At 47.4% G+C, this 23,325-nt stretch carries 27 protein-coding genes; 18 read left to right on the top strand and 9 right to left on the bottom strand.

Annotation, left to right across the window (positions count from 1 at the left end):
- Positions 1–2: 2 nt before the first annotated feature.
- From BLD48_RS08275 to BLD48_RS08305, 7 genes are all read left to right on the top strand, one after another.
- Complete coding sequence (locus tag BLD48_RS08275; RefSeq protein WP_083412275.1) at positions 3–794, top strand: AAC(3) family N-acetyltransferase; 792 nt, start codon at positions 3–5, stop codon at positions 792–794.
- A 58-nt stretch (positions 795–852) separates the two neighbouring features.
- Positions 853–1,590, top strand: a complete 738-nt coding sequence (locus BLD48_RS08280) for a Bax inhibitor-1/YccA family protein (RefSeq protein ID WP_028106556.1) — start codon at positions 853–855, stop codon at positions 1,588–1,590.
- Between the two features lie 114 nt (positions 1,591–1,704).
- On the top strand, positions 1,705–2,049 hold the full coding sequence (locus BLD48_RS08285; protein WP_071499796.1) for a PadR family transcriptional regulator: 345 nt from the start codon (positions 1,705–1,707) through the stop codon (positions 2,047–2,049).
- Complete coding sequence (locus BLD48_RS08290; protein WP_071499797.1) at positions 2,039–2,788, top strand: permease prefix domain 1-containing protein; 750 nt, start codon at positions 2,039–2,041, stop codon at positions 2,786–2,788. Before BLD48_RS08285 ends, BLD48_RS08290 begins: the two co-directional genes overlap by 11 nt.
- A gap of 18 nt (positions 2,789–2,806) precedes the next feature.
- Positions 2,807–3,565, top strand: a complete 759-nt coding sequence (locus BLD48_RS08295) for a hypothetical protein (RefSeq protein ID WP_083412276.1) — start codon at positions 2,807–2,809, stop codon at positions 3,563–3,565.
- Positions 3,562–4,980 carry a hypothetical protein gene (locus BLD48_RS08300; protein WP_071499799.1) on the top strand — a complete coding sequence of 473 codons (1,419 nt, stop codon included), beginning with the start codon at positions 3,562–3,564 and terminating at the stop codon, positions 4,978–4,980. Before BLD48_RS08295 ends, BLD48_RS08300 begins: the two co-directional genes overlap by 4 nt.
- Before the next feature lie 12 nt (positions 4,981–4,992).
- Complete coding sequence (locus tag BLD48_RS08305) at positions 4,993–5,625, top strand: ABC transporter ATP-binding protein (protein WP_236629970.1); 633 nt, start codon at positions 4,993–4,995, stop codon at positions 5,623–5,625.
- Positions 5,626–5,674: 49 nt separating this feature from the next.
- Here the strand turns inward: BLD48_RS08305 and BLD48_RS08310 are convergent, their stop codons facing one another.
- Positions 5,675–5,992 carry a hypothetical protein gene (locus BLD48_RS08310; RefSeq protein ID WP_236629971.1) on the bottom strand — a complete coding sequence of 106 codons (318 nt, stop codon included), beginning with the start codon at positions 5,990–5,992 and terminating at the stop codon, positions 5,675–5,677.
- A gap of 128 nt (positions 5,993–6,120) precedes the next feature.
- Between BLD48_RS08310 and BLD48_RS08315 the strand changes: the two genes are divergently transcribed.
- From BLD48_RS08315 to BLD48_RS08330, 4 genes are all read left to right on the top strand, one after another.
- Positions 6,121–6,855 carry a nuclease-related domain-containing protein gene (locus tag BLD48_RS08315; RefSeq protein ID WP_071499801.1) on the top strand — a complete coding sequence of 245 codons (735 nt, stop codon included), beginning with the start codon at positions 6,121–6,123 and terminating at the stop codon, positions 6,853–6,855.
- 27 nt (positions 6,856–6,882) lie between these two features.
- Positions 6,883–7,191 carry a hypothetical protein gene (locus tag BLD48_RS08320; protein ID WP_071499802.1) on the top strand — a complete coding sequence of 103 codons (309 nt, stop codon included), beginning with the start codon at positions 6,883–6,885 and terminating at the stop codon, positions 7,189–7,191.
- An 80-nt stretch (positions 7,192–7,271) separates the two neighbouring features.
- A complete protein-coding gene (locus BLD48_RS08325) occupies positions 7,272–7,694 on the top strand; it encodes a MarR family winged helix-turn-helix transcriptional regulator (RefSeq protein WP_071499803.1) in 423 nt (140 codons plus the stop codon).
- A 72-nt stretch (positions 7,695–7,766) separates the two neighbouring features.
- Entirely contained in the window at positions 7,767–8,795 is a 1,029-nt protein-coding gene (locus BLD48_RS08330) for a YhgE/Pip domain-containing protein (RefSeq protein ID WP_071499804.1), read from the top strand.
- Positions 8,796–8,839: 44 nt separating this feature from the next.
- Here the strand turns inward: BLD48_RS08330 and BLD48_RS08335 are convergent, their stop codons facing one another.
- Positions 8,840–9,481, bottom strand: coding sequence for an SDR family oxidoreductase (locus tag BLD48_RS08335; protein WP_071499805.1), 642 nt, complete (start codon positions 9,479–9,481; stop codon positions 8,840–8,842).
- Between the two features lie 206 nt (positions 9,482–9,687).
- On the opposite strand from BLD48_RS08335, the gene BLD48_RS08340 reads away from it, so the two are divergent.
- The 3 genes from BLD48_RS08340 to BLD48_RS08350 all read left to right on the top strand — a co-directional run bounded on the left by BLD48_RS08340 (position 9,688) and on the right by BLD48_RS08350 (position 12,317).
- Positions 9,688–10,494, top strand: a complete 807-nt coding sequence (locus BLD48_RS08340) for a transporter substrate-binding domain-containing protein (RefSeq protein WP_071499806.1) — start codon at positions 9,688–9,690, stop codon at positions 10,492–10,494.
- Positions 10,495–10,624: 130 nt separating this feature from the next.
- Positions 10,625–11,548, top strand: a complete 924-nt coding sequence (locus BLD48_RS08345) for an ATP-binding cassette domain-containing protein (protein ID WP_071499807.1) — start codon at positions 10,625–10,627, stop codon at positions 11,546–11,548.
- Position 11,549: 1 nt separating this feature from the next.
- Positions 11,550–12,317, top strand: coding sequence for an ABC transporter permease (locus tag BLD48_RS08350; RefSeq protein WP_071499808.1), 768 nt, complete (start codon positions 11,550–11,552; stop codon positions 12,315–12,317).
- Positions 12,318–12,363: 46 nt separating this feature from the next.
- On the opposite strand, the gene BLD48_RS08355 is transcribed toward BLD48_RS08350, so the two are convergent.
- The 4 genes from BLD48_RS08355 to BLD48_RS08370 all read right to left on the bottom strand — a co-directional run bounded on the left by BLD48_RS08355 (position 12,364) and on the right by BLD48_RS08370 (position 16,112).
- Positions 12,364–13,233 (bottom strand): hypothetical protein, encoded by an 870-nt coding sequence (locus BLD48_RS08355; RefSeq protein WP_071499809.1) that lies wholly within the window; start codon positions 13,231–13,233, stop codon positions 12,364–12,366.
- Positions 13,234–13,291: 58 nt separating this feature from the next.
- The gene (gene uptA, locus BLD48_RS08360; RefSeq protein WP_014970176.1) at positions 13,292–13,885 is read right to left on the bottom strand and encodes an undecaprenyl phosphate transporter UptA; all 594 of its coding nucleotides are present in this window, start codon (positions 13,883–13,885) and stop codon (positions 13,292–13,294) included.
- A 204-nt stretch (positions 13,886–14,089) separates the two neighbouring features.
- Positions 14,090–15,412, bottom strand: a complete 1,323-nt coding sequence (locus BLD48_RS08365; protein ID WP_071499810.1) for a Na+/H+ antiporter family protein — start codon at positions 15,410–15,412, stop codon at positions 14,090–14,092.
- A 148-nt stretch (positions 15,413–15,560) separates the two neighbouring features.
- A complete protein-coding gene (locus tag BLD48_RS08370) occupies positions 15,561–16,112 on the bottom strand; it encodes a beta-class carbonic anhydrase (protein ID WP_071499811.1) in 552 nt (183 codons plus the stop codon).
- A 333-nt stretch (positions 16,113–16,445) separates the two neighbouring features.
- On the opposite strand from BLD48_RS08370, the gene adhE reads away from it, so the two are divergent.
- On the top strand, positions 16,446–19,040 hold the full coding sequence (gene adhE, locus BLD48_RS08375) for a bifunctional acetaldehyde-CoA/alcohol dehydrogenase (protein WP_071499812.1): 2,595 nt from the start codon (positions 16,446–16,448) through the stop codon (positions 19,038–19,040).
- A gap of 95 nt (positions 19,041–19,135) precedes the next feature.
- Here adhE and BLD48_RS08380 read toward each other — a convergent pair whose 3' ends face one another.
- Complete coding sequence (locus BLD48_RS08380) at positions 19,136–19,546, bottom strand: Lrp/AsnC family transcriptional regulator (RefSeq protein ID WP_071499852.1); 411 nt, start codon at positions 19,544–19,546, stop codon at positions 19,136–19,138.
- Positions 19,547–19,663: 117 nt separating this feature from the next.
- Between BLD48_RS08380 and BLD48_RS08385 the strand changes: the two genes are divergently transcribed.
- The 3 genes from BLD48_RS08385 (at position 19,664) to BLD48_RS08395 (ending at position 22,303) form a co-directional block, all read left to right on the top strand.
- Complete coding sequence (locus BLD48_RS08385) at positions 19,664–20,422, top strand: MBL fold metallo-hydrolase (protein WP_071499813.1); 759 nt, start codon at positions 19,664–19,666, stop codon at positions 20,420–20,422.
- A gap of 39 nt (positions 20,423–20,461) precedes the next feature.
- Positions 20,462–21,619 (top strand): MFS transporter, encoded by a 1,158-nt coding sequence (locus tag BLD48_RS08390; RefSeq protein WP_083412278.1) that lies wholly within the window; start codon positions 20,462–20,464, stop codon positions 21,617–21,619.
- A gap of 129 nt (positions 21,620–21,748) precedes the next feature.
- Positions 21,749–22,303, top strand: coding sequence for a GNAT family N-acetyltransferase (locus BLD48_RS08395; RefSeq protein ID WP_071499814.1), 555 nt, complete (start codon positions 21,749–21,751; stop codon positions 22,301–22,303).
- A 14-nt stretch (positions 22,304–22,317) separates the two neighbouring features.
- Here BLD48_RS08395 and BLD48_RS08400 read toward each other — a convergent pair whose 3' ends face one another.
- Together BLD48_RS08400 and BLD48_RS08405 are read right to left on the bottom strand one after the other, a co-directional pair.
- A complete protein-coding gene (locus tag BLD48_RS08400) occupies positions 22,318–22,812 on the bottom strand; it encodes an SMI1/KNR4 family protein (RefSeq protein WP_071499815.1) in 495 nt (164 codons plus the stop codon).
- A 4-nt stretch (positions 22,813–22,816) separates the two neighbouring features.
- Positions 22,817–23,266 carry a hypothetical protein gene (locus BLD48_RS08405; protein WP_071499816.1) on the bottom strand — a complete coding sequence of 150 codons (450 nt, stop codon included), beginning with the start codon at positions 23,264–23,266 and terminating at the stop codon, positions 22,817–22,819.
- Positions 23,267–23,325 lie beyond the last annotated feature (59 nt).

Genomic DNA, 23,325 nt, shown 5'->3' on the forward strand with positions numbered 1-23,325 from the left:
AAATGGAAGCGAAACAGATGGTCACGAAATCAAAATTGATCACAGATTTAAAACAGCTTGGTGTCTCAGCGGGCATGAAAGTGTTCGTCCACAGCTCGATGAAGGAGATCGGTTGGATCCCGGGCGGTGCACAATCGATCATTGAAGCCTTGCAAGAAGTTGTCACAGCAGACGGTCTGATCATGATGGCGGCACAAAGCACCGATAATTCAGACCCGAAAAACTGGAGTCGTCCCGCCGTACCGGAAGACTGGTGGGAAACGATCCGTCAGGAAATGCCGGCGTACGATCCGAAGAAGACACCGACACGCGCCATCGGGAAAGTTCCGGAACTGTTCCGGACGTTCCCGGACGTCAAACGCAGTGCCCACCCGATGTGGTCGGTCACGGCGTGGGGAAACGAAGCAGCGGCATTCGTTGCCGGACATACGATTGAAAATGGATTTGGTCCGGGTTCACCGCTTGAGAAATTCATCGAAGCGGACGGTCAGATTCTTCATCTCGGTTCACCGTGGGATGCGACAACCGTTTGGCATTATGCCGAATATGGGATTGACCGCCCGGATGAAGAGTCGGGCTGTAAAGTCAATCAGGCCGGTCAAGAGGTCTTTATCACGTACCGTCACCGGATGATCGACAGTGATCCGTTTGGACCGATCGGTGAAGGGTTGACGCATGAGTCCTTCGTGACGACAGGCAAAGTCGGACAAGCGACATCGCACCTCGTCTCGGCAAAGGAATCGATTCCCGTCGTCATGTTTCAGCTGAATGCCTTAAATAGTTGGTTAAGCTGAAACTTTTCCGGGAAACAAACGTAATAGGAATAGATAAAATAGAAGGAGTGAACGCAAGATGGCAACACGATTTAAAGTTAACCCTGCCTTACGCCGTGGTTTTGAGACGGCGCGTGCCGGCGAACGGCCGATGACAAAAGCAGGGACGATGAGTAAGATTTTCCTCTTACTTGCCCTCGTCACGGCAGCAGCCGGCGGGACCTGGTTCTTCTTGGCCGCAAATCCGCAATTCTTAATTCCTGCATTGATTGGCGGAGTTGTCCTCGGATTGATTCTCGCCCTGATCATCACCTTTAAACCACGGACCGCTCCGGTACTTTCACCGGTCTACGCAATTGTCGAAGGGGTCGCCGTCGGCGCGATTTCACTGATGTTCGAAAGCATGTATCCAGGGTTAGTCGGTAAGGCGGTCCTCGCGACCTTCGTCGTCTCGTTTGCGATGTGGTTCGTCTATTCGACCGGTATGATTAAAGTGACGCAACGATTCCGTTCGGCCGTCACGGCAGCCATCCTGTCGATCCTCGTCTTGTACGGAGTCAACTTACTCTTGACGTTGTTCGGCATCAGCTTACCGTTCATGACGGGCAGCTCGCCGCTTGCGATCGGCATTCAGTTTGTCATCGTCATCGTTGCCTCCCTGTCACTGGTGATGGACTTTGATTTCATCTCGCAACAAGTGCAGGCACGGGCACCAAAATCGATGGAATGGGTCGCAGCGTTCGGTTTGATCGTTACGATCATCTGGTTGTACATCGAAATGCTTGATCTGTTGTATCGTTTGGCAGCACGAGATTGATGCGTAGTTGAGAAATCGTTTCCGCTTTTTAGCGGAAGCGATTCTTTTTTTATTAAGTACCTTGCATTATAGAGTACATTGTTTTACATTGTATGTAAGAGGTGGTGGGAGAAGATGGAAATTGATAAAGAGCTGTTAAAAGGACATATCGACACCTTGATTTTGGCGTTACTCGTCGACAAAGACCGGTACGGGTATGAAATCGCAAAAGAAGTACGGGAAAAAAGCGCGGATGCGTTTGAGTTAAAAGAAGGAACGCTTTATCTGTCACTGAAGCGACTGGAAAAGAAGTCGGCCGTCATCTCGTACTGGAGTGACGAAGCGGCTGGCGGTGCACGGCGCAAGTATTATCATCTGACGGATGAGGGACGGGCGTTACTGCGGACGAAACGGCAGGAATGGCAGGTCGTCAAACGATTGATGGATCAATTTTTAGGAGGGGACCGCGATGATAGATGAGTATGTAAATCAGCTCTACCGCTCGGCTGATCCGGATTTGCCGGAAACGAAGGAGCTGAAAGACGAAACGCGGCAACACTTGGAGGAAACCGTCGCCGAGTTGGTGTTTGACGGGTACTCGGAACAGGCAGCGATGAAAATCGCCATCAATCGGTTTGGTGGTGAAGAACAGTCGCAGGCATTGATTCATGAATTACAACTGATCCAAAAGTTGTTTGCAAAACAGATTTTGCGTGCCGGGATTGTTGTACTTATATTCAGTTTACTGGCGGGGATTAGTGGTTTTGTAGCACGTGATATCTCGAGTCCCTTTGAACGTGGCATTCCTTATCAACTTGGAGAAGCATGGAAAACCACTGATTCGGCTCCGCTGAAAACAGTTGTCGAAGAAGAGTGGATGGTCACGGGAGCCCGGATATACAGCTTGTCGAACAATCAGGTGACGCTCGAACAGAGTTACGGAGATAATGTACCGTCTGTTTTTCGACCGTTCATTTCATCACTTACAAACGGTACACCAGATGAAGGATGGGAAGTCGAACTTGATGTGATTGACACGGTCGTGCTCGGATTGACGCTCGCCTTGCTCGGATTATCGGCGGCACATGTCTTGTTTGCAATCTGGATCATCATTCAGCGGCACCGGACGGATCGGCTGTCGCGAACGACGACCGTCTTGTCGATCGTGATTCCCGCCCTCAGCATCTTGTTGTATTTCGTCACAAAAAAACGACCATAACCAAAGGAGGAGAAGCTGTTGCAATCGATCATCTGGACAGAATTAAAACGAAGCATGACACGTCGGACGTTATGTATGGCTTTGCTGCTCCCGCTGATTATCCTGTTACAGTTTAACCAGGTTCGGACCGGATACGTATTCTTGACGTGGCAGGGGGTGTTCGAAGAATCTGCCGGAACGATTATCGCCGTCGCGTTTCCGTTACTCTGTTGTGTGCTGTACCTGCCAACGGTCGCCCGTGAAATCGATCATCAGTTCATCCGGTACGCGCGGACCCGTGTTTCGCTAAAGGACTATCTCATTGCCAAAGGAGTCGTCAACGCCTTGATCACGTTTACCGTCTTTTTTGTGACGATGCTCGGCTGGATGCTGTTTTTACGGTTCGTAGAGCCGAGCTTGCACTGGATGACATATGAACAGGGTCCGGAATCATTGACGACGTTCACCCAAGTCTTCACGACGGATGGGATGTATATGCTCGCTTATGCGGGATGGATCGGACTCAATGCGATGGTATATGCAACAATTGCATACCTGTTGTTGGTGTTGTCCGGGAATTTATTTCTGGCAGTCGGTCTTCCGTTTTTGTTTTATCACTTGTTGAATTTTGCGACTGGTCTGCTCAGTGCCCCGCAATTTTCACCCATCAGCACGATTTTTCCGTTTAACATCATCGCGATGCCGTTGTGGACGATATTTGTTCCGTTCAGTGTCCTTGGATTGATGTTGATCGGACTGATGATCACAGGGGTGAAGCGGACGGAGTGGGAACTGTGAGTCGGATCGTCTATGCGGTTTGTTGGCTTCAAGTGACGCTTTTTGCGGGTATCTGGATGTATCAAGATCAACAGGAAGCGCTTAGTAAAGGAATCGTGTTTAATCAATGGGATTTGCTGACGGCAGTGACGATGAATACCTATTTATTGATGTACGATATTTTGTTGCTTGTTCTCCTGTTATCAATTGTTCGAATACAAAGGGACTTAACGGATTTCCGGTTGATCCGCTTCCGGAATACACGGAGTGCGTTAATACATAGTACCGGACGGTTCGCTAAATCGTGGGGAATGGGCTTATTAGTGTATGCGATTGTCGGATACCTGTTTGCACTGCAGGCACCGGCTGAAACGAATTGGAGTCTTGCGGCACGGGCCGGACAGGTGTTTTATATCCCAAAAGACTCGGTGTTTCTTAACTTTTCGCCGCTGACTGCCCATTGTCTGCAACTTGGATTTTTATTTATCGGCGGTTTGCTGATTTATCTGATGCTCGGTCTGGTGTATGTGCTGACAAGACGCGTAAAACTGGTGTATGTCGTTGCAAGTATTTCCTTTATCGGTACGCTGTTATCGTTTACGTCAGGTCTTTATCTCAATTTGTTTCTGGTCTTGTCGTTACCGAACGTACTGGGAAATCAAAAATTGAGTTACTGGCTGGGATGTATTGTTCTGTTGACAACTGTTGTCGTGTTGTTGGATCGTCGGTTCCGCTTCCCGCGGCAGTTTGTTGCAATCAGTATTTACATTGTATGTTGCCTGTTGATTTTGCTCATTCAACCATCGGGACAAACGTATGGTGATTACTTACTGACTGTATTCAGCGGCGTCCGGTCTGATGGTTTCACGCTGCAGGCATATTTGAATCATGCCGTCTTATTTTTTGGCTATACCTACCTGCTGACGCAACGATATGAACGGGACGTCATCGATCAAGGACTTTATCACATCATCCGGCACCGGTCGTTGAATCGATGGTTTTCGAAACAATTGGCGCGGCTTTTAGTGACAGCAACCGGGACGGTCATCGGTCTCGTCAGTTTAGCGACACTGTTTGCATTTTTACAGGGCGTCGAGTGGACGACACAGGTGAACGGTTTGTCGGTTGATCTCGCGACGATTCTTTACCAGACGATCATCAACGGGACACTCCAACTCATCGTGTACGGTCTGATTCTGTTTCTCGTCTTGTACTGGACACGGGAAACCGTCCAAGGCATTTACTGGATTGGCGGTGGAATGGTCGCATTGTTGCCGCTCGTTCAACAGGACTGGATACCGATTGGACGAAATGGAACGGTTCAGCTGCTTGACCATTCCGCTTACGCAATCAGTCTGCAACTGGTTGGAGCAAGCCTCTTCGTTTATATCGTCATCCAGCTCGTTTTCCGAAAACATGTCCGAACAAATCATTAAGGAGGCAAAATGATGATTACATTAGAGAACGTCAGCAAACAATATAAAGGGCATGAACTGTTTCACGACATGAACGTCTCGTTCGGACCGGGAAAGATTTACGGTATTACCGGTGTCAACGGGTCCGGCAAGTCGGTGTTATTCAAGATGTTATGCGGGTTTGTCTTTCCGGACGCGGGAACGATTGCAGTCGACGGGCAAACCTTGACGGGGAAACACCGCTTTCCGAAAGACTTCGGCATCTTGATCGAACGACCGGGTTACATCGGTCAACTGGACGGATTCACGAATTTAAAGGAACTGGCCCGGATTCAAAATAAAATCGATGATGCGGCGATTCACCGGGCGATGGAACAAGTCGGACTGGCACCGAATTTGACGCAAAAGGTCAAACACTATTCGCTTGGGATGAAACAAAAACTCGGGATTGCCCAAGCCATCATGGAAAATCAGCAGGTCTTGTTACTCGACGAACCGTTTAATGCCCTTGATACGGATAGTGTCGAACGGATCCGGACATTACTCGTGCAGTATAAAGAAGAAGGGCGGACGATTTTCCTGACCAGTCACCATCAGCAGGACATCGATCTACTGTGTGACGAAGTGTATCAAATTCAAGCGGCGCGACTGGAGAAGGTCCGTTAAACATCAAGACAGGCAAGTCCTCCTCTCGGAAGACTTGCCTGTTATTCGTTCAGCGCCTATCCGACGGTGCCTCTTTGATTGCATCGACATATTGTTTGGCTTCGAGTAATGGATATCCGAGAGTATCCCGAACCAGTTTAATCGCTTCCACCGTCTCATGATCAGACAGAAGTTGCTCAATCTGTTCATTCAGTAGGCTGTGACTGCTTGCGGCATCAGTCATGCCGAGATGTTCTTGAAGACGTGTCAGTTCACGTAGTGTTTGCTGTTGGGTCATGCGAAGTTTTGTGAGTTGTTGCGAAACAGATTGCCACACGATGATCAGCAGGATCAAGGGCAACCATATTGAAAAAAATGAGTCTATCATCAAAAACCCTCCTTTTTCTTACCGTACCATAGCATGTACCCTGTAACAATTAGTGGAAATCCTAAAGAATTCCGTTTATTCTAAGATAGTGGAAAATTAAGGGTTACATAAAGAAAGGAATGAAATGAGTGGAAGATTTGTTAGCTGCATTGATTCCGGCGTTACTTCTCATCGGAAGCGTCATGTTCGTCGGGTTTGCCGTCACGTTCGGCAGTTTGTTTTACTTCCGTCGCCGATCGTTTGAGAAAAGTACATATAAGCAAGTCACGCAGGAACGTTTCCTGAAAGCCGTCCGCGACAAAGGCATTTGGGGAGAATACTTGACGACGCGTCAGCTTGAAAAAGTCGAGGGCTACGGGAAGTTTGTCATCAACACCTATTTACCAAAAGCACGAGGGAAGGGTCTAACGGAAATCGATATCACGTTTATTCACGAAAGCGGCATCTACGTCTTAGAGTCGAAAAACTACAGTGGTTGGATTTTTGGAAAAGAAGCCGACCGCCAGTGGACACAAATGTTTAAAAACCGCTACAAACAACGTTTTTACAACCCGATCAAACAAAACGAGCAACACCTCAAAAGCATGGAACAGTTTTTAGCCAAAACAGTGGAAGACAATGTCTTTCAATCTATCATCGTCTTCAGTGAACGGTGTGAACTGAAAAAGATTACGATTGATTCCAGTCATGTCCACGTCATCAAACGAAACGATTTACGTCGGACGATCAAGCGGCTCGCGACAGTCAAACGTTTGACATCAATGCAAGTTGATTCGGTCTACGAGCAACTCAAACAGCAATCTCAAGTCGATCAACAGGTCAAGGACGCGCATATCGAAGCGATTAAATCGTTTTCGTCGTGAAAAAAAATTAGAGATGGAAGTGAAATTATGGCCATTCATCAAACCCCAATCGATTATATTGATATTCCTGCACCACAGCATAGTGAAGATGCTTATTATCGTGTTGTGTATGGTGATGTAGATTGGCAAGAAACTCAACAATATAACCGTGCTGTCTATGTATTGATGGGATACGGAAAAACCATTGCTTATCGTAGAGTAGCCCATATCTTGACGACTCCGAATACACCGAACGATCTATCCGATTTTGATAAAGTCATGGCTGCAATGCAACGGTTGAAAGACCGCAATGCTGTCTACAACGACAAAAAGAGAGAAAAACAACCATCCATTTGACAAACCTTCACAAGCAACTTATAGTGAATAAGTTGAATAATAAGTAGTGCAACTATTTATTTCGAAAGTGGGGAGTTCAAGTGAAAGAGGCAGATTGGTCATTAGGTATGCAACTATCACGCAGCTATCATTCCTTCAAGCGTGCCGCGACAAAACGGATGGCAGAATACGATCTGACACCGGAACAGTTTTCGGTTTTGAGTGAACTTCATAAACAAGAAGGCATCTCGCAAAAGCAGTTGGCCCTGTTCACGGAGCGGGATCAGACGACGGTCGGAAAGATCCTGGATAAACTGGTGAAGAAGGAACTTGTCATCCGTTCTGCTGATCCACGGGACCGGCGGGCGTTCATCCTACTGACGACAAAAGCAGGGGCTGAGGTCATTCGACAGTTAGAACCGACGCTCGGTGAACTGCAGCAGCAAGCGTTTTCCGGTCTCTCAAAAAAAGAAATCAAACATTTCATCAAAACACTTGAAACCATTCACAAAAATGTGACGTAAGTGGTTTCTCTTTTTTAGATAAATAGTTGCATATGCTATTATAAGTAATGCATATAAAAAGGAGCGAAACACATGAAGACGTTTAAAGATGTTTTTTCAATTACGCAAACGAAAGTCGGGTTGATGTTTGCTTTGATCGTCCCGATTTTATTCCTCGTCGTCTGGATGACGGGGTACCAAGGGGCGACTGAGCGTCTCGATCAATTACGTGTCGCCGTCGTCAAGGATAGTTCGACGGTCGGTTTCTATGAAAACTTACAGAAAGAAAGTCCTTTTACCGTTAAAGCCGTCACGTCGGAAACGGAAGGCCTGAAACAGCTGGATGCGGGAGAAGTCGAGATGGTCCTCGTAGCGGATCTGGCTGATCAAAAAAAACTGACGTTCCATGTCAATCAGGCGAATGCTGAATTCGCGAACGGGATTCTCAAACAGGCGACGTCTGAAATTAGCCAAACGTTAAACGGGACACCCGTGATTACGTCGGACGTCATCGTCGAACATCAAGTATCTGATTTTTCGACATCCATGCTGCCGATCTTACTGGGATTCGTCATCTACATCGCCGTCATGACGATGGGGATCCAGTTTAATCTTGTGACACAGATTCTAAAAAACCAACATTCCAAGTGGTCGCTCTTTTGGAGCAAACAGCTGTTGCACGGCATCGTCCTGTTGGTCGTCCCACTTGTCATGGTGTCGCTTGCGTTTGCCTTTTCGGATATACAAGCGTCCTTTATCAAGGTATGGGCGTTCCAACTGTTGTTGACGGCAGCTTGTATCGGCGTTACCCAGATGAACTTCACGATTTTCGGACCAATCGCGCCACTCGTCAACGTCGCCTTGATTCCGTTCCAGCTGATGACGGCAGGAAATATCGTTCCCCCGTCGATGCTAGCTCCGTTTTACCAGACGATCGGTCACTATCTGCCGGTACCGAATGCGGTCGCCGGATTGACCCGATTGATTTACTTTGATGGCGATATCTCGTCGTTTGTCATCCGTTTAACAGTCATCTTATTGATCACGGTTGTGGTCACCTTGATTCTGACCGCGCTACGCCGGGAGCAGGCCCATATCATTGAAGTAAAACAAGCATCGTAACCAAAAACGAGCTCGATCCATTTGGATTGAGCTCGTTTTTTATATTAAGCAAAAATATCAGCAATCGGTGTCGTTCCTTCGAGCAGGGGAATCGTTTGACGGTACGCAGATTCTTGTTCAATCGATGCAATGACGACACGCGCGACATCTTCGCGGGCAATCGTCGTCTTGTCCGTTGAAGCCGGATCCGTCGTCACGGCACCTGTTCCTGCGTCATCGGTCAAACCACCCGGACGTAAGATCGTATAGGCGAGCGAGCTGTCCCGAAGCAGACGGTCGGCATAGTGTTTCGCGACATAATACGGTTTCATGCTGTCCGACCATGTTTCCGGCGAGTCGGCATTTAATGCACTGACCATGATGAATTGTTTTGCTTGAATGTGTTCTGCTGCCGCGATCGATTTCGCTGCGCCATCTAAATCAATCAAAATCGTTTTATCGGCACCGGTATGTCCACCCGATCCTGCTGTGAAGATGACGACGTCACTCCCATTGATGGCATCTGTCAGGGCTGAGACGTCCTGTTCCAGATCAAGTAGGATCGGTGTTGCGCCAAGTGTTTCAAAGTCAGCGAATTGTTCGGGCGAACGCAAGCCGACGCGGACATCGTGTGCCGACCCGTTTAACTGCTTCGCCACCTGACGACCGACTTTTCCGTTTGCTCCAATAATGAATACGTTACTCATCTTCCATTCCTCCCATTCGTTGATGCGTTCTTGACTAGTATGGAAGAAAGTAGTTGCTTCCTGCAATCAAGAGGGCTTGACGGTGGAACATTGAAGACGAGAACTGCCGAAATAATCAAAAAACTCTTGGATAAGATAAAAGAATATGATACTGTTTTGAGTATTATACAGAAAGCAGCGTGAGACAGAGAGAGGATGCGAGTGGAGTGAATAAACGACAAGGATTGGCGCTTGGTGGAGGACTATTGCTTTCGAGCCTGCTCGCAGTGACGAAGCTGAAGGATTTGCCGGATACGTTTGGAGTCAGTAAACAAAACGTCTTCACGACGAAGAAAATCGTTGTCGGGACGACTGGAGATTATAAACCGTTTACGTATTTGAACCGTCAGACGAACGAGTACGAAGGATTCGATATTGAAGTCATCCGCTCGTTCGCGAAGACGGCTGGGCTTGAAGTCGAGTTTGTCCCGACAACCTGGGCAACATTGACACGTGACTTACGGGCGGGACGGTTCCATATGGTTGTCGGTGGCGTCACGAAGAATATCGAACGGGAAATCGTCGGCGACTTTACGAAAAGTTACTTGTCGTTTCAAAAAACGCCGCTCGTCCGTTTGGAAGACAAACACCGTTTGATCTCGATCGAAACGATCAATCGTCCGGATGTGACGATCGGCTTGAATCCGGGAGGGACAAACGAACAGTTCGTCCGCCAGACATTTGATCAGGCAAATATCGTCATATATGCGGATAATCTGACCATCCCGGCAGCTGTCGCAACGGGGGAAGTCGATGTCATGATCACCGATACCGTCGAAGCCATCTATTATGCGTCTTTGGACTCGCGATTAGGTGCTCCGAAGATTAGTGAAAAGTGGATTCCAGCCGAAAAAAGTTATCTCGTCCAGGATCGTCAAACGGAAGTGATCGATGTGATGAACCTCTGGATGAATTCATATGAAGGAAACGAACGTATTCAAGAATTAAAAGAAAAATGGAAGGTTGCGTCGTGACCAATGCCTCTAACATAGTATGAGCCGAGCGAATCCGAAAGTGGATTGGCTCTTTTTTTGTACAAATGTCTAAAAAGGGGTAAAGGTAATGTAGTCGCTTAAGTATTGAACCGTCTAGCAGAAAGGAAGGATGACCGTGATTCAGGTAGAGCAGTTGACGAAGGAATACAGCGGGAAAAAAGTCGTCGATCAGATTTCGTTTCATGTGAAAAAAGGTGAGATTTTTGCATTTCTCGGACCAAACGGTGCCGGGAAGTCGACGATGGTTCAGATGTTGACGACCTTGATTTCTGTTTCGTCCGGTCACGCGACGATTAATGAGTATGACATACAACGGGATCAAAAAAATGTTCGTCTCCAAATCGGCGTCGCGCTGCAGGAGACGGGCATCGACAATGATTTAACCGGACGAGAATTGCTTGTCCTGCAAGGAAAATTATTTGGCTTTTCGCAAGCCAAGGCGACGACTCGGGCAACCGAACTGCTGGAATTGGTCGGGTTATCAAACGACGGAAATCGTCGAGCCGGTAAGTATTCCGGCGGGATGAAACGGCGGCTTGATTTGGCGTTGACGCTTGTCCATCAACCTGCCGTCCTCTTTTTGGACGAACCGACGACGGGACTTGACCCGGCGAGCCGGCAACAAATTTGGACGGAAGTCCGTCGGTTAAATGAAGAATACGGGACGACGATTTTTTTGACGACACAATACTTGGAAGAAGCCGATCAGTTGGCTGACCGGATTGCGATTATCAATGAAGGCAAGTTGATTGCCGAAGGGACGGCGACGGAACTGAAGGCGATGAACGGGGCAGAGCGGATCGAGGTCGTGCTCGAAGACGACCGGGCGACGGAAGCATTTAGAGAGGCATTTGCCGGGCGACTCGAAAAAGGAACGATTCTGCTGCCGTCAGAAGGGACGGAAACGCTTAAACAAGTTGTCCGCTATCTTGACGAACATCAGTTGACGGCACGCTCGCTCGTCGTCAAACAACCGTCGCTCGACGATGTATTCATCCAGCTGACCGGTCAAGCCTATAAGGAGGAGAAGTGAGATGTGGCGCGAGACGATGATTTTGACACGACGCAGTCTGTTGGTGACGTTACGGAATCCGTTTTCATTCATCCCGAACTTAATCATCAGCGTCTTCTTTTTACTCGTTTATACGAGCGGATTATCCGGCATCTCCAGTCTGCCACAGTTCGGCGGGGTCGACTACCTGAACTTCATCTTGCCGGTATCGATCGTTTCCGGTGCAGTGGGTGGCGCGGGGGGAGCCGGTCAAGCTCTTGTCAAGGATATCGAAAGTGGATATTTCGCGCGGCTCTTGCTGACACCGGTCTCCCGGACGGCGATTGTCCTTGGACCGATGCTTGCCGGGATGTTGCAATTGTTTGTTCAGACGTTGTTGATCTTCGGGATGGGGTTTTTACTTGGTCTGTCGATCCCTGCAGGAGCGGCCGGTTTCTTCCTGACGATCGTCCTCGCCCTTGGTTTTGGTCTCGCCTTCGCCGGGTACTCGGTCGGTGTCGCTCTGAAAACCCGGAACGCACAGGCGGCACAAGCAGGGACATTATTATTTTTCCCGTTGATCTTCTTGTCGACGACGTTCGTCCCTAAGGAATTGATCGAAGCCGAATGGCTGAAGATTGCGGCGACGCTCAATCCGACGACCTATATCATGGAAGGGATGCGGGCGGTCCTGTTACGCGAGACGATTGATTGGAGTATCTATACGCAAGGGGTCATAGTCGCTGCCGTTCTTAGCATCGCGATGGTCGTATTTGCGGCAATGAACGCAAGAGGGGCGCTTAAAAAATAAAAAACAGCCGGACACGCCATGATTTGGCGAGCGTTCGGCTGTTTTCTTACTCAACGATGAAGTCACTAAACGTTCCGGCATACAACCGTGTCTCGGTCGACAGGACGATCCGGTCCTGACGCATCTTGATCGTCCCTTGAAGCGGCGTTCCTTTTTCCGATTCAAACAGAATCCGGGCCTGCTCGTCATAACGATCTCCATCTCGTTTCAATAGATAAGTGTTGTCATTATCGGTTGAGATCAAATGCTCGCCTTGAACGATGAAATCGGAAAAGTGGCGTAAAGGAGCGGTATAACTGGTTCCTTTCCCATTTTCAAGGTGAACGATCCGGTAATCCGGATGATAGAAAAACCACGCATCATTCGACGAACAGACGTTTAATGCATAACAATCATCGATCGGATAATCCTTATTTTTAAAGACAGCCTGACCGTGTTCGTCAAAGACGGCTAAACCAAACGATCCGATTGAGTTGGTTGCGGCATCTGCAAAGACGCCTTCGTCAAAATAACTGACCCAAATCTGATCTTTTTCATCGACATGGACATTTTGAATGCCGTCATCGAGACAAAAACTATCCAACAAATGACCGGATGAATCATAAATGAAAGCATTCGGTAACCACGATCCATCAATATCATCGTCACATCGTGAGGCGACAAGCAGAATCCGACCATCTGAAAACGAATCAACATAACTGAACTCCGTTTCTGCTTGTGCGACAATCGTCGTCGTCCGCCACTGGTCGTGTAACCGGTGGACGTGTAGCACATCACGATGGCGTTTGGTATCGTAAATCTGTTCGATCATCATGATCTGTCCTGAGATCGTCAGTCCGGTCGCTACGTGCTTGCCCGTCACTTGAGAAGCCGTGACACGGTCGAGGTGAATTTTTAATGTGTTGGAAGTATCCAATATAAGTCGCTCCTTTTTAAAAACAGTCTGCCACTGAGGACAGACTGCAAAACTTGAATTACGTTGTACGCTGCCGTTTTTTCAGAGCTACATAAAGAATGATCATGACGACGGCGGCAATCAAGACCCCGTTCGTATAGGGAGCGGCGACTTCTTTGATCGAGCGCCAGTTCGTTCCGAGCGTCTCTCCAAGATAAAGAAACAAGATGGACCAGGGAATGATCGCTAGGATCGTGTAGAGTGAGAATTTTGTCTGATCCATCTTGGCAAGACCAGCAGGGATCGAGATCGCGTGACGGACGACCGGGATGAAGCGGGCCCCAAAGATGACACCTTGTCCGTACTTCACGAACCAGCGTTCTGCGAGATCAAGGTGGTGTTCCGTAATCAACAGGTATTTCCCGTATTTCAAAATCAACGGTCGACCGCCGTAACGGGCAAACCAATATAAAAATAATTGCGAAAACAAACCACCGATGACAGCGGCGACGACAGCAAGCGGCCAGCCGATTGTTCCTTGAGAAATCATGAATCCACCATAGGATAAAACGATTTCGCTCGGAATGATTTCAATCATGAGACCAAGTGCAATCCCGAAATAGCCTAAGTCGGCTAAATATAATAAGACGTTGTTGACAACCTGAGATAACACATCGAACACTCCTTTTGCTTCACTTCATCCCTTTATATTAGAGAAGAAACCCGAAAATTGAAAGAAAAAAATGAAGGACTCGATTAAACTGATATACAAACAGCATCTTTGAGGTAAAAAATGAAAATTTGAACGGGTCATGTCATCCTAAAAAATGAACCAACGTCAGCAAAGGACGTTGGTTCATTGTCGTGGACATATCGGTTACAAGACAATTGCGGCAATCGTACCGAAGACGAGTAACGGCAGGTTATAGTGCAAGAACGTCGGAATGACGGTCTCCCGCATGTGATCGTGTTGGCCATCCGCATTCAGTCCGCTGGTCGGACCAAGCGTCGAGTCAGAGGCCGGGCTTCCGGCGTCACCGAGTGCACCAGCTGTTCCGATGATGGCGATCGTCGCTTCCAAGCTGAATCCGTACTGGATACACAGTGGAACGAAGATCGCGGCGATGACGGGAACCGTCGAGAAGCTTGAACCGATTCCCATCGTAACGAGCAAACCAATCAAGAGCATGACAAAGGCGGCAACAAGTTGCGAATCGCCCATCAATGATTTCGAATTCTCGACGAGTGGGTTGATGTCACCCGTCTTGCGAAGGACGTTTGAGAATCCGTTTGCTGAAATCATGACGAAGCCGATGAACGACATCATCCGCATGCCACGTGTGATGACATCGTCTGCTTCACTGAAGCGGACAAGGCGGAGGACAAGGAACAAGACCAGTCCTGTCGTCGCCGCGATGATCATCGATTCAGTCGTCAATTGGACGATCAAAGTCGCAAGGACGACGAGTCCACTGAGGAACAACTTCGTTTTCGTGATGACCGGGATTTCATAATCGTCCGGTGCGATGTTGCGCATTTCATACTCCCGTGGTTTTCGGTATACATAAAGTCCGATTAACAAACCGACGAGCATTCCGAGTGCAGGAATCGCCATCGCCTGAACGACGGACGCGCCGGCGATATCCATCCCGTTTTTCGAGATGTTTGGTAACAGGATCTGATTCAAATAAATATCACCAAATCCGATCGGCAGGAACATGTATGGTGTGACGAGACCAAACGTCATGACGATTGCCATCAGACGGCGATCAATTTTCATTTCATTAAAAAGACCAAGTAATGGCGGAATGATGATCGGGATAAAGGCGATGTGGATTGGCAAGACGTTTTGTGAGCTGATCGCCAGCAAGAGAATCGCAAAGATGATGAATCCTTTGAGCTTTTTAACGGATGTCGCATCCGCTGAGCCTTTGGAACGTGTAATCAAGGCGTGTGCCAAGGCATCCGGAAGACCGGTTTTTGACAAGGCGACGGCGAATGCGCCAAGCAAGGCGTAACTAAGAGCGATTTCGGCTCCGGCGCCAAGTCCTTCGGCAAACGTTCCGATCGTCGTATTAAGACCAAGTCCCCCAATCAATCCACCTGCAAGGGAACTGAGGACCATCGCGAGGACGATATGGACGCGGAAGATGGCTAAAACAAATAATAGAACAACGGCAATAATAACGGCATTAAACATTATAAAACCACACTTTCTTTAGGTATCACTGTACTATACTAAAGTATCATACAGACCGTTCTTTGGACTGTCAAGAAAAAAACACAAAAAGGTATGACCGGCATCAAATCGAGGCAGGTCATACCTTTCTTCTACATTAAAGAGCGATTCAGCAATCGACTTGATCGAGTTTTCCTGTTCCCGGATCGATGACGAGTCCGTGAACTTCCGTACCTGGTGGCAACAACGGATGATTTTTAATCAGACCAACGGAGTGACTGACGTTTTCCTCGACCGAAGTGAAGCCGCGTAACCATTGCTTCAAGTCGACACCGGAAGCATCCAGCGTGTGCAGCACTTGTTCATTGATTCCTCGGTCCTGCATCTCGGCGATCATCTTCGTCGGATCAATCGTACTCATCCCACAGTCATGATGTCCGATGACAATGACTTCTTCCGCACCAAGGGCGTAGAGGGCGACGAGAATCGACCGCATGACGGATCCAAATGGATGGGACAGGACGGCCCCGGCATTTTTGATGATTTTTGCATCACCGTTTTTAAGACCAAGTGCGTGGGGAAGGAGCTCTGTCAAACGTGCATCCATACAGGTCAGAATCACAACCTTCTTATCCGGGAACTTATCCGAGATGAATGGTTCGTATTGTTTTTCTTCGACGAACTGTTGATTAAACGCAAGCATTTGATTAACGACTGACATGATACTTCCTCCTTTAAGACAAATGAATGATGGAACTATTTCTAGCGTACACGATGAACGATTGGTCAGACAAGCAGATTCATGATTTACTGTGACAGTTGTCACAGGAGCGGGGCAAAAAAGCGAATCCTTGCGTCAGAACAGGTTGTTTCGCTGAAAACGCTCTCATTCATGTGAAATAGTTCACAGGATAGCCATGCACAAATGTAACAAAAGGCGGTATGATTGATTTGTGAAGGAAAGCACAAACTATTCGAAACCAGCTTGGCATTCCTAACATGCAGTAGGGAAATGCAGACTCAGATTCGTTCCAAAATAGGGAGGAAACCTAACATGGCTGTCAAAGAAAAAATCAAACAAGATGTCTCACCTGTCGAACAAGCAATCAATCAAATCGTCGCGAAAGGTCAAACGGCACTTCAGGAATTACTGACATTTGATCAAACGAAAATCGATACGATCGTCCGGGACATGGCACTTGCCGGTCTTGAACGTCACGTCGAACTGGCACGTCTCGCAGTTGAAGAAACAGGTCGTGGTGTCTTTGAAGATAAAATGATTAAAAACATGTTTGCAACGGAGTACATCTACAACAGTCTTCGTGATGAAAAAACGGTCGGAATTTTAGAAGAGGATGTCCAAAACGGCATCACGTACATCGCAGAACCGGTCGGCGTCGTGTGTGGCGTCACACCGGTGACGAACCCGACGTCTACAACGATGTTCAAAGCATTGATCGCCATCAAAACACGTAACCCGATCGTCTTCGCGTTCCATCCGTCAGCACAACAATGTTCGCTCGAAGCAGCAAAAACGTTACGTGACGCTGCCGTCAAAGCCGGTGCTCCGAAAGATTGTATCCAGTGGGTCGAACAACCGTCACTCGAAGCAACAAAAGTCTTGATGAACCACACGGATATCGCAATGGTCCTCGCGACAGGCGGAGCCGGCATGGTCAAATCCGCTTACTCAACCGGTAAACCAGCACTCGGTGTCGGACCGGGTAACGTACCGTGTTACATCGAAAAATCAGCTAAAATCAAACGCGCCGTCAGTGATTTGGTCCTGTCGAAAACGTTTGATAACGGAATGATTTGTGCGTCCGAGCAAGCGGTCATCGTCGATCAAGAGATCTACGCGGAAGTACGAGCCGAGATGGAAGCACTCGGTTGCTACTTCTGTACACCGGACGAGAAAAAACGTCTTGAAGCGCTCGTGATCAAAACCGATACATGTGCCGTCAATGCGGACATCGTCGGGAAACCAGCGACATGGATCGCAGCAAAAGCCGGCATCGACGTTCCGAGCAACACGGTCATGCTTGTCGCGGAACTCGAAAAAGTCGGTGCAGAAGAACCATTGTCACACGAAAAATTAAGCCCTGTCCTCGGTGCGTACAGTGTCGCCTCAACGAATGACGCTTTCCATGTCGCCGAACGCATGCTTGAAATCGGTGGACTTGGTCATACGGCAGTCATTCATACGATGAACGACGACTTGATGACGGCATTTGGTCTCCGGATGAAAGCGTGCCGGATTCTCGTCAACAGTCCATCAGCACACGGCGGAATCGGCGATCTTTACAATGAATTGACACCATCGCTGACACTCGGTTGTGGATCATACGGGAAAAACTCGGTCTCTGAAAACGTAACGGCGAAACATCTACTCAATGTCAAGAAGGTGGCGAGACGACGCGTGAACATGCAGTGGTTCAAAGTACCGGAAAAGATTTTCTTTGAAAAAAACTCCGTTCAATACTTGAAATCGATTCAAAATGTCTCTCGGGCGCTGATCGTCACTGATCAATCGATGGTCGAGTTCGGCTATGCCGATAAAGTCATCCGTAACTTGCCGGCAGGCGTCAGCTACCGGATCTTTGACCAAGTCGAACCGGATCCATCCGTGACGACTGTTCAGATCGGTGCCCAGGCGATGCACGATTTCAAACCGGATTTGATCATCGCCCTCGGTGGCGGATCAGCGATGGATGCTGCGAAAGGCATGTGGTTGTTCTACGAACAGCCAAACGAAAAATTCTCGAACTTACGCCAAAAATTCATGGATATCCGCAAACGGGCCTATAAATTCCCAGAACTCGGCAATAAAGCGAAGTTCGTCGCCATTCCGACAACTTCCGGTACGGGATCAGAAGTCACACCGTTCACCGTCATCACCGATAAAGAGAAAAACGTCAAGTACCCGATTGCTGACTATGCGTTGACACCAGACGTCGCGATTATCGATCCGGAGTTCGTCATGACGGTACCTGCCTCGATCACGGCCGACACCGGAATGGACGTCCTGACACACGCAACGGAAGCCTTCGTCTCTGTCCTTGCGAACGACTATACGGATGGACTGGCGTTAAAAGCGATCAAGATGATTTTTGAGTACTTGCCACGCGCTTACGATAACGGTTCAGACGCCGAAGCACGCGAAAAAGTCCACAATGCATCAACGATGGCCGGAATGGCGTTTGCCAATGCCTTCCTCGGCATCAACCACTCGATTGCGCACAAAATCGGTGGAGAGTTCCACACGCCGCACGGTCGGACAAATGCGATTCTGATGCCACACGTCATCCGTTACAATGCATCAAAACCAACAAAACTCGCAGCTTTCCCGAAATACGAATCGTTCATCGCGGATGAACGCTATGCGGAAATCGCCCGTTACCTCGGTCTGCCGGCAGCAACGACGGAACAAGGAGTCGAATCATTTATCCATGCGGTCAGTGAACTCGGACAACGCCTCAACATCAAGATGTCATTCAAAGCCCAAGGTATCAAAAAAGCAGACTTTGAAGCGAAACTCGACAAGATGGCCGTCGATGCGTTTGAGGATCAATGTACGACAGCGAATCCGAAAATGCCGCTCGTGACGGAACTCCGTCAAATCATGGAACTCGCCTACGAAGGCATCTAATAGAGAGAAAAACATCATGGCAAACGAAAAGAGCCTTGCTTCCGGTTAACGGAGGCAAGGCTTTCGTGTGTTCGAAATCGTGAAGCATAGTTCACTCATTTGTTAATCACAATGGATAATTGATAGTTCACATGCACATTTAAATCAACTAAAAACGAATCCAATTCTTTGTTAGATGGAAAACGACATTCGAGCAGGTAACAACTGTCCCCGCTGATTTTATAATTATTTAGAACATACAACGGATGTTTTTTTAGAAACGAGAGATAAGGTTGATGGTGAGTATCTTTCGTATAGATACTGATCATCGCATGGATCGTATATCCCATCTTTAAGGGGTTGAGAAGAATCGTATATCCTTCAATGATTCCTTGTTCCTCTAATTTCAAGACCCGGGCAGATGTTGCGGGTCCACTTAAGTGAATTTTTTGACCCAATTCTTTCATGGTGATTCGGCTGTTCTGAGACAGCTCGTTGATGATTTGTAAGTCCGTCTGATCCAACACGATTTCAAATCCCTTCATAAGTAAAGTAAAACGGCAAAAATACCTTCAGTAAGCTCTGTATCGGGATGACGTTCAAATTATATACTAGGCTCCTAACAACGAAAAGGAGTGGTATACATGAACATCCAACATATCCGTAATGCAACGTTAAAACTGGACTATGCCGGTAAAACATTTTTGATTGACCCGTTTTTAGCAGACAAGGGAGCATATCCGGCATTTCCGAATTCGGCACGACAAGATCAAAAAAATCCGTTAAACGACTTGCCGGTTTCACTCGACTCCATTATCGATGCAGATGCTGTCATTGTCACACATTTGCACCTCGATCATTGGGACGATGTGGCAAAAGAAGTACTATCAAAAGACATTCCTTTGTTCACTCAGAATGAACAGGATGCCCAAGAAATTAGAAACAGCGGATTCCAAAACGTCGAAGTTTTACAAGAAGATACGGTTTTTGAAGGAATTCAGTTGATTCAAACAAAAGGCGAGCACGGCAGAGGACCCATTTTGGAAATCGCCGGTTCGGTATGCGGAGTCGTCTTTAAACATGAAGATGAAAAAACAACCTACATTGCCGGAGATACGGTCTGGTATGAAGAAGTGGAGAAAGTGATCGAGCAGCATCAACCGGAAGTCATCGTCGTCAACGCGGGTGATAACCAGTTTGTGGAAGGCGGCTCACTGGTGATGGGAGCGGAAGACGTCTTAGCTGTTCATCAGGTCGCACCAACCGCACGGATTCTTTCTGTCCATATGGAAGCTGTGAATCACTGGGCATTGTCTCGAACAGATTTAAGAACGTTTGCCGATGAACATCATTTTTCTTCTCAACTGATCGTGCCGGAAGATGGCGAGCGGTTTGTGTTTTAAGTTTAATTGGGGTTGCCGTAATTTTTGGAGGCACTCATTTTGAAGCAGATAGATAAACGGTCTTTATGGACAAAAGAATTCGTGGTGTTATCAAGTATCAACTTTTTCTTGATTTTTATGTATTTGTTGCTAAACTCCATCATCACACTGTATGCCCTCAATGAATTGGGTACGACGACTGGTCAGGCGGGGTTAGTCGCAGGTATTTTTATCATCGGTGCGTTGATGGGGCGTCTGGTGACAGGGATGCTTTTGTCGAAAGTGAACGGTCAGTCCTTGTTACGCTTTGGACTACTGTTCTTTGCCCTGACGATGGCGCTCTATATTTTGGATTTTGGATTTACCTTTTTTGCCTTTACCCGTTTGTTAAACGGTTTTGCAATGGGGATTGCAACAACTATCATCGGAACGATCGTCGTCTTGACAATTCCGGAAGAAAGAAGCAGTGAAGGCATCGGATACTTTGCAGTAAGTACAGCATTAGCCACCGGAATTGGTCCGTTCGTTGGACTGTTTTTGATGCCCCGCACAGGGTTTACGACAATTTTTTTATTCTGTTTGCTGTTGGCAGTCCTGAATGTGATGTGTGGATGGTTCCTTTCGGTTCCATCGAAGAAAACGAATAATCCGACTCCGTATTTGAAGTGGACGCATGTGCTTGAACGAACAGCATTACCCATCAGCTTGATTATTTTAGTGATGACTTTTTGTTTTTCCAGTATTCTCTCGTATATCAGTTTATTTGCCATCGAGCGTAATCTAATTACTGCTGCCAGTTATTTCTTTATCGTCTACACGCTGACGGTTTTGGTTTCACGTCCTGTCACGGGACGTTTGATGGATCAGCGCGGACCCGACGTGGTCATGTATCCCGCCTTTCTCCTGTCTGCCGTCGGACTGTTTTTACTGAGTAGTGCAACTGATGCCGTTGTCTTTCTATTCGCTAGCCTGTTGATTGGACTCGGATTCGGGAATCTCTCTTCGATCAGCCAGACGATGGCTGTTAAAGCTGTCTCGCGCGAAGGAAAAGCACGTGCAACGGCGACGTTTCTTATTTTTTTTGATATCGGAAATGGACTCGGTCCGGTTTTACTCGGCTTGATGTTGCCGGTTATTGGATACAGCGTCATGTATGTACTGCTTGGAATCATCGTGTTGTTGACGATTCTTTTTTACCGTCGTCTGTCTCTGCGATGAATGCAACATAGCACGCAAGTCATGCAAAAAACGAATTTCAATAAACAACTAAAAAACTCAATGTGGTCGGAGAAGACTTTTGTTTTTCGACCGGATTGAGTTTTCTTTTTTATAAAAGGAGTAGTGAACATGTTTTTGGAAACAGAACAATTGACGAAAGACCATCGGGATATCGACCGGGTGAACCAATTATACCTGGAAGCATTCCCGGATCATGAACGGATGCCGATGAACATGTTGTTAAGAAAAGCCAACAAGCGCTCGGTGGATTTTTGGGCGCTGTATGACCAAAACATTTTTGTTGGTTTTACTTACCTGATCACGTATCAAGATTTAACATACGTTTTGTATGTTTCTGTTGACGGTCAGGCAAGATCTAGCGGCTACGGGAGTCAACTCTTAAAGAAGATTGAAAAACACCGGCTGGGAAATCGTATAATATTAAACATTGAGAATCTGGATGAGAGTGCTGGAAATTATCAACAGCGGGTGACACGGAAAAAATTCTATGTGCGGAACGGCTATCGAGATTCCGGTCTGGTGTATGAAGACCGATGGGCAAAATATGAAGTACTCTTAAACGGAACAGCTGTAGAAACACATGAATTTTATCAGTTGCTGCGAAAGTTTGCGGGAATCCCGTTATTTCTCCTCTTTAAACCGCGTATTACCAAAACAGATTGATTCGTTAAACAGTATTAACGAAACCAGTCCCAATACATCGCCCCTTGCGCAACGATCAGATAATCGAGCCACTTCGAGAAAGAGAAGGGGAGCCGCTCGAAGTCAGAGTCTTCATACGTCAGAAATTCGCCGGTCCAGATCCGGTTGTCGCTTTCACTGATCGATTCGCAAACGAGCCATTCGCCGTCAGGACCGGCACCGATCGGAATGAACCCCGTTGGACATTCCCAAATCGAGAGGTACGCTAAAATATCATCAATCGTAAACAACTCGAAACCACCGCCGCCGTCCGGAGTGAAATAAAGACGAGCGCCATTATGAAAACTTAAAAAGTGTACGATTTCTTTTGGTGTGTCTTTTGGAAGTCGAGCCAATTCTTTCGGGCTGGCGCCTGAGTAGAAGGTGAACGACTCGACCTCGACATATCCTTCTTCCTTTTGCACTTCAAGCTGACCGTTGATTAAGCGGGCCTGTAATTGAAGTAATGTTTCCATCCCTGCCTGATGCATATGTTTATTTCATTCCCTTCAAAAAGTCTTTTGCGATTTGATTCTTTGGTTCCAACAGAATGATTTCATTCGCCACAGCAAGGGCTTCCTGTTTCAGTGTGACTTGATCGGGCACTTCCGCTAAGAACAACAGATACTCTAGGCAGGCGACGTCTTGACGATGGGTCAGGGCAACTGTTCGCTGAAAATGGTCATAGGCACGGAAGTAAGCACCGTCCAAATGACAAAAAGGATGCATCGATAATTCGATTGCTAAATCATGCAGTTTGACCGTTTCTTTTTGTTCGATCAGATAACAGACGAACTGATACAAAATATCTGTTTCGTGATCAAAAGCGTGCCAGACTAATTCGTCACTGATTTCATCGATGTCATACGTATCAAATAAGGTTTGTGCTTTATCGTACCGACTCATTTCAATCAGTGTCATGAGATAAGTGTGATCAATCGACATCTAAATCCAACTCCTTTTAATGTTCTAACGTCATTAGTCCTTGTGACGTCTGGGTCATC

The organism is Exiguobacterium sp. KRL4 (assembly GCF_001870785.1).
In the GTDB taxonomy this organism is placed as follows: Bacteria; Bacillota; Bacilli; order Exiguobacteriales; family Exiguobacteriaceae; genus Exiguobacterium_A.

Coding starts and splice junctions, on each gene's coding strand:
- BLD48_RS08275 (WP_083412275.1), top strand. CDS start 3: ATGGAAGCGAAACAGATGGTCACGAAATCAAAATTGATCACAGATTTA.
- BLD48_RS08280 (WP_028106556.1), top strand. CDS start 853: ATGGCAACACGATTTAAAGTTAACCCTGCCTTACGCCGTGGTTTTGAG.
- BLD48_RS08285 (WP_071499796.1), top strand. CDS start 1,705: ATGGAAATTGATAAAGAGCTGTTAAAAGGACATATCGACACCTTGATT.
- BLD48_RS08290 (WP_071499797.1), top strand. CDS start 2,039: ATGATAGATGAGTATGTAAATCAGCTCTACCGCTCGGCTGATCCGGAT.
- BLD48_RS08305 (WP_236629970.1), top strand. CDS start 4,993: ATGATTACATTAGAGAACGTCAGCAAACAATATAAAGGGCATGAACTG.
- BLD48_RS08310 (WP_236629971.1), bottom strand. CDS start 5,992: ATGATAGACTCATTTTTTTCAATATGGTTGCCCTTGATCCTGCTGATC.
- BLD48_RS08320 (WP_071499802.1), top strand. CDS start 6,883: ATGGCCATTCATCAAACCCCAATCGATTATATTGATATTCCTGCACCA.
- BLD48_RS08330 (WP_071499804.1), top strand. CDS start 7,767: ATGAAGACGTTTAAAGATGTTTTTTCAATTACGCAAACGAAAGTCGGG.
- BLD48_RS08335 (WP_071499805.1), bottom strand. CDS start 9,481: ATGAGTAACGTATTCATTATTGGAGCAAACGGAAAAGTCGGTCGTCAG.
- BLD48_RS08345 (WP_071499807.1), top strand. CDS start 10,625: ATGACCGTGATTCAGGTAGAGCAGTTGACGAAGGAATACAGCGGGAAA.
- BLD48_RS08350 (WP_071499808.1), top strand. CDS start 11,550: ATGTGGCGCGAGACGATGATTTTGACACGACGCAGTCTGTTGGTGACG.
- BLD48_RS08365 (WP_071499810.1), bottom strand. CDS start 15,412: ATGTTTAATGCCGTTATTATTGCCGTTGTTCTATTATTTGTTTTAGCC.
- BLD48_RS08370 (WP_071499811.1), bottom strand. CDS start 16,112: ATGTCAGTCGTTAATCAAATGCTTGCGTTTAATCAACAGTTCGTCGAA.
- adhE (WP_071499812.1), top strand. CDS start 16,446: ATGGCTGTCAAAGAAAAAATCAAACAAGATGTCTCACCTGTCGAACAA.
- BLD48_RS08385 (WP_071499813.1), top strand. CDS start 19,664: ATGAACATCCAACATATCCGTAATGCAACGTTAAAACTGGACTATGCC.
- BLD48_RS08395 (WP_071499814.1), top strand. CDS start 21,749: ATGTTTTTGGAAACAGAACAATTGACGAAAGACCATCGGGATATCGAC.
- BLD48_RS08400 (WP_071499815.1), bottom strand. CDS start 22,812: ATGCATCAGGCAGGGATGGAAACATTACTTCAATTACAGGCCCGCTTA.
- BLD48_RS08405 (WP_071499816.1), bottom strand. CDS start 23,266: ATGTCGATTGATCACACTTATCTCATGACACTGATTGAAATGAGTCGG.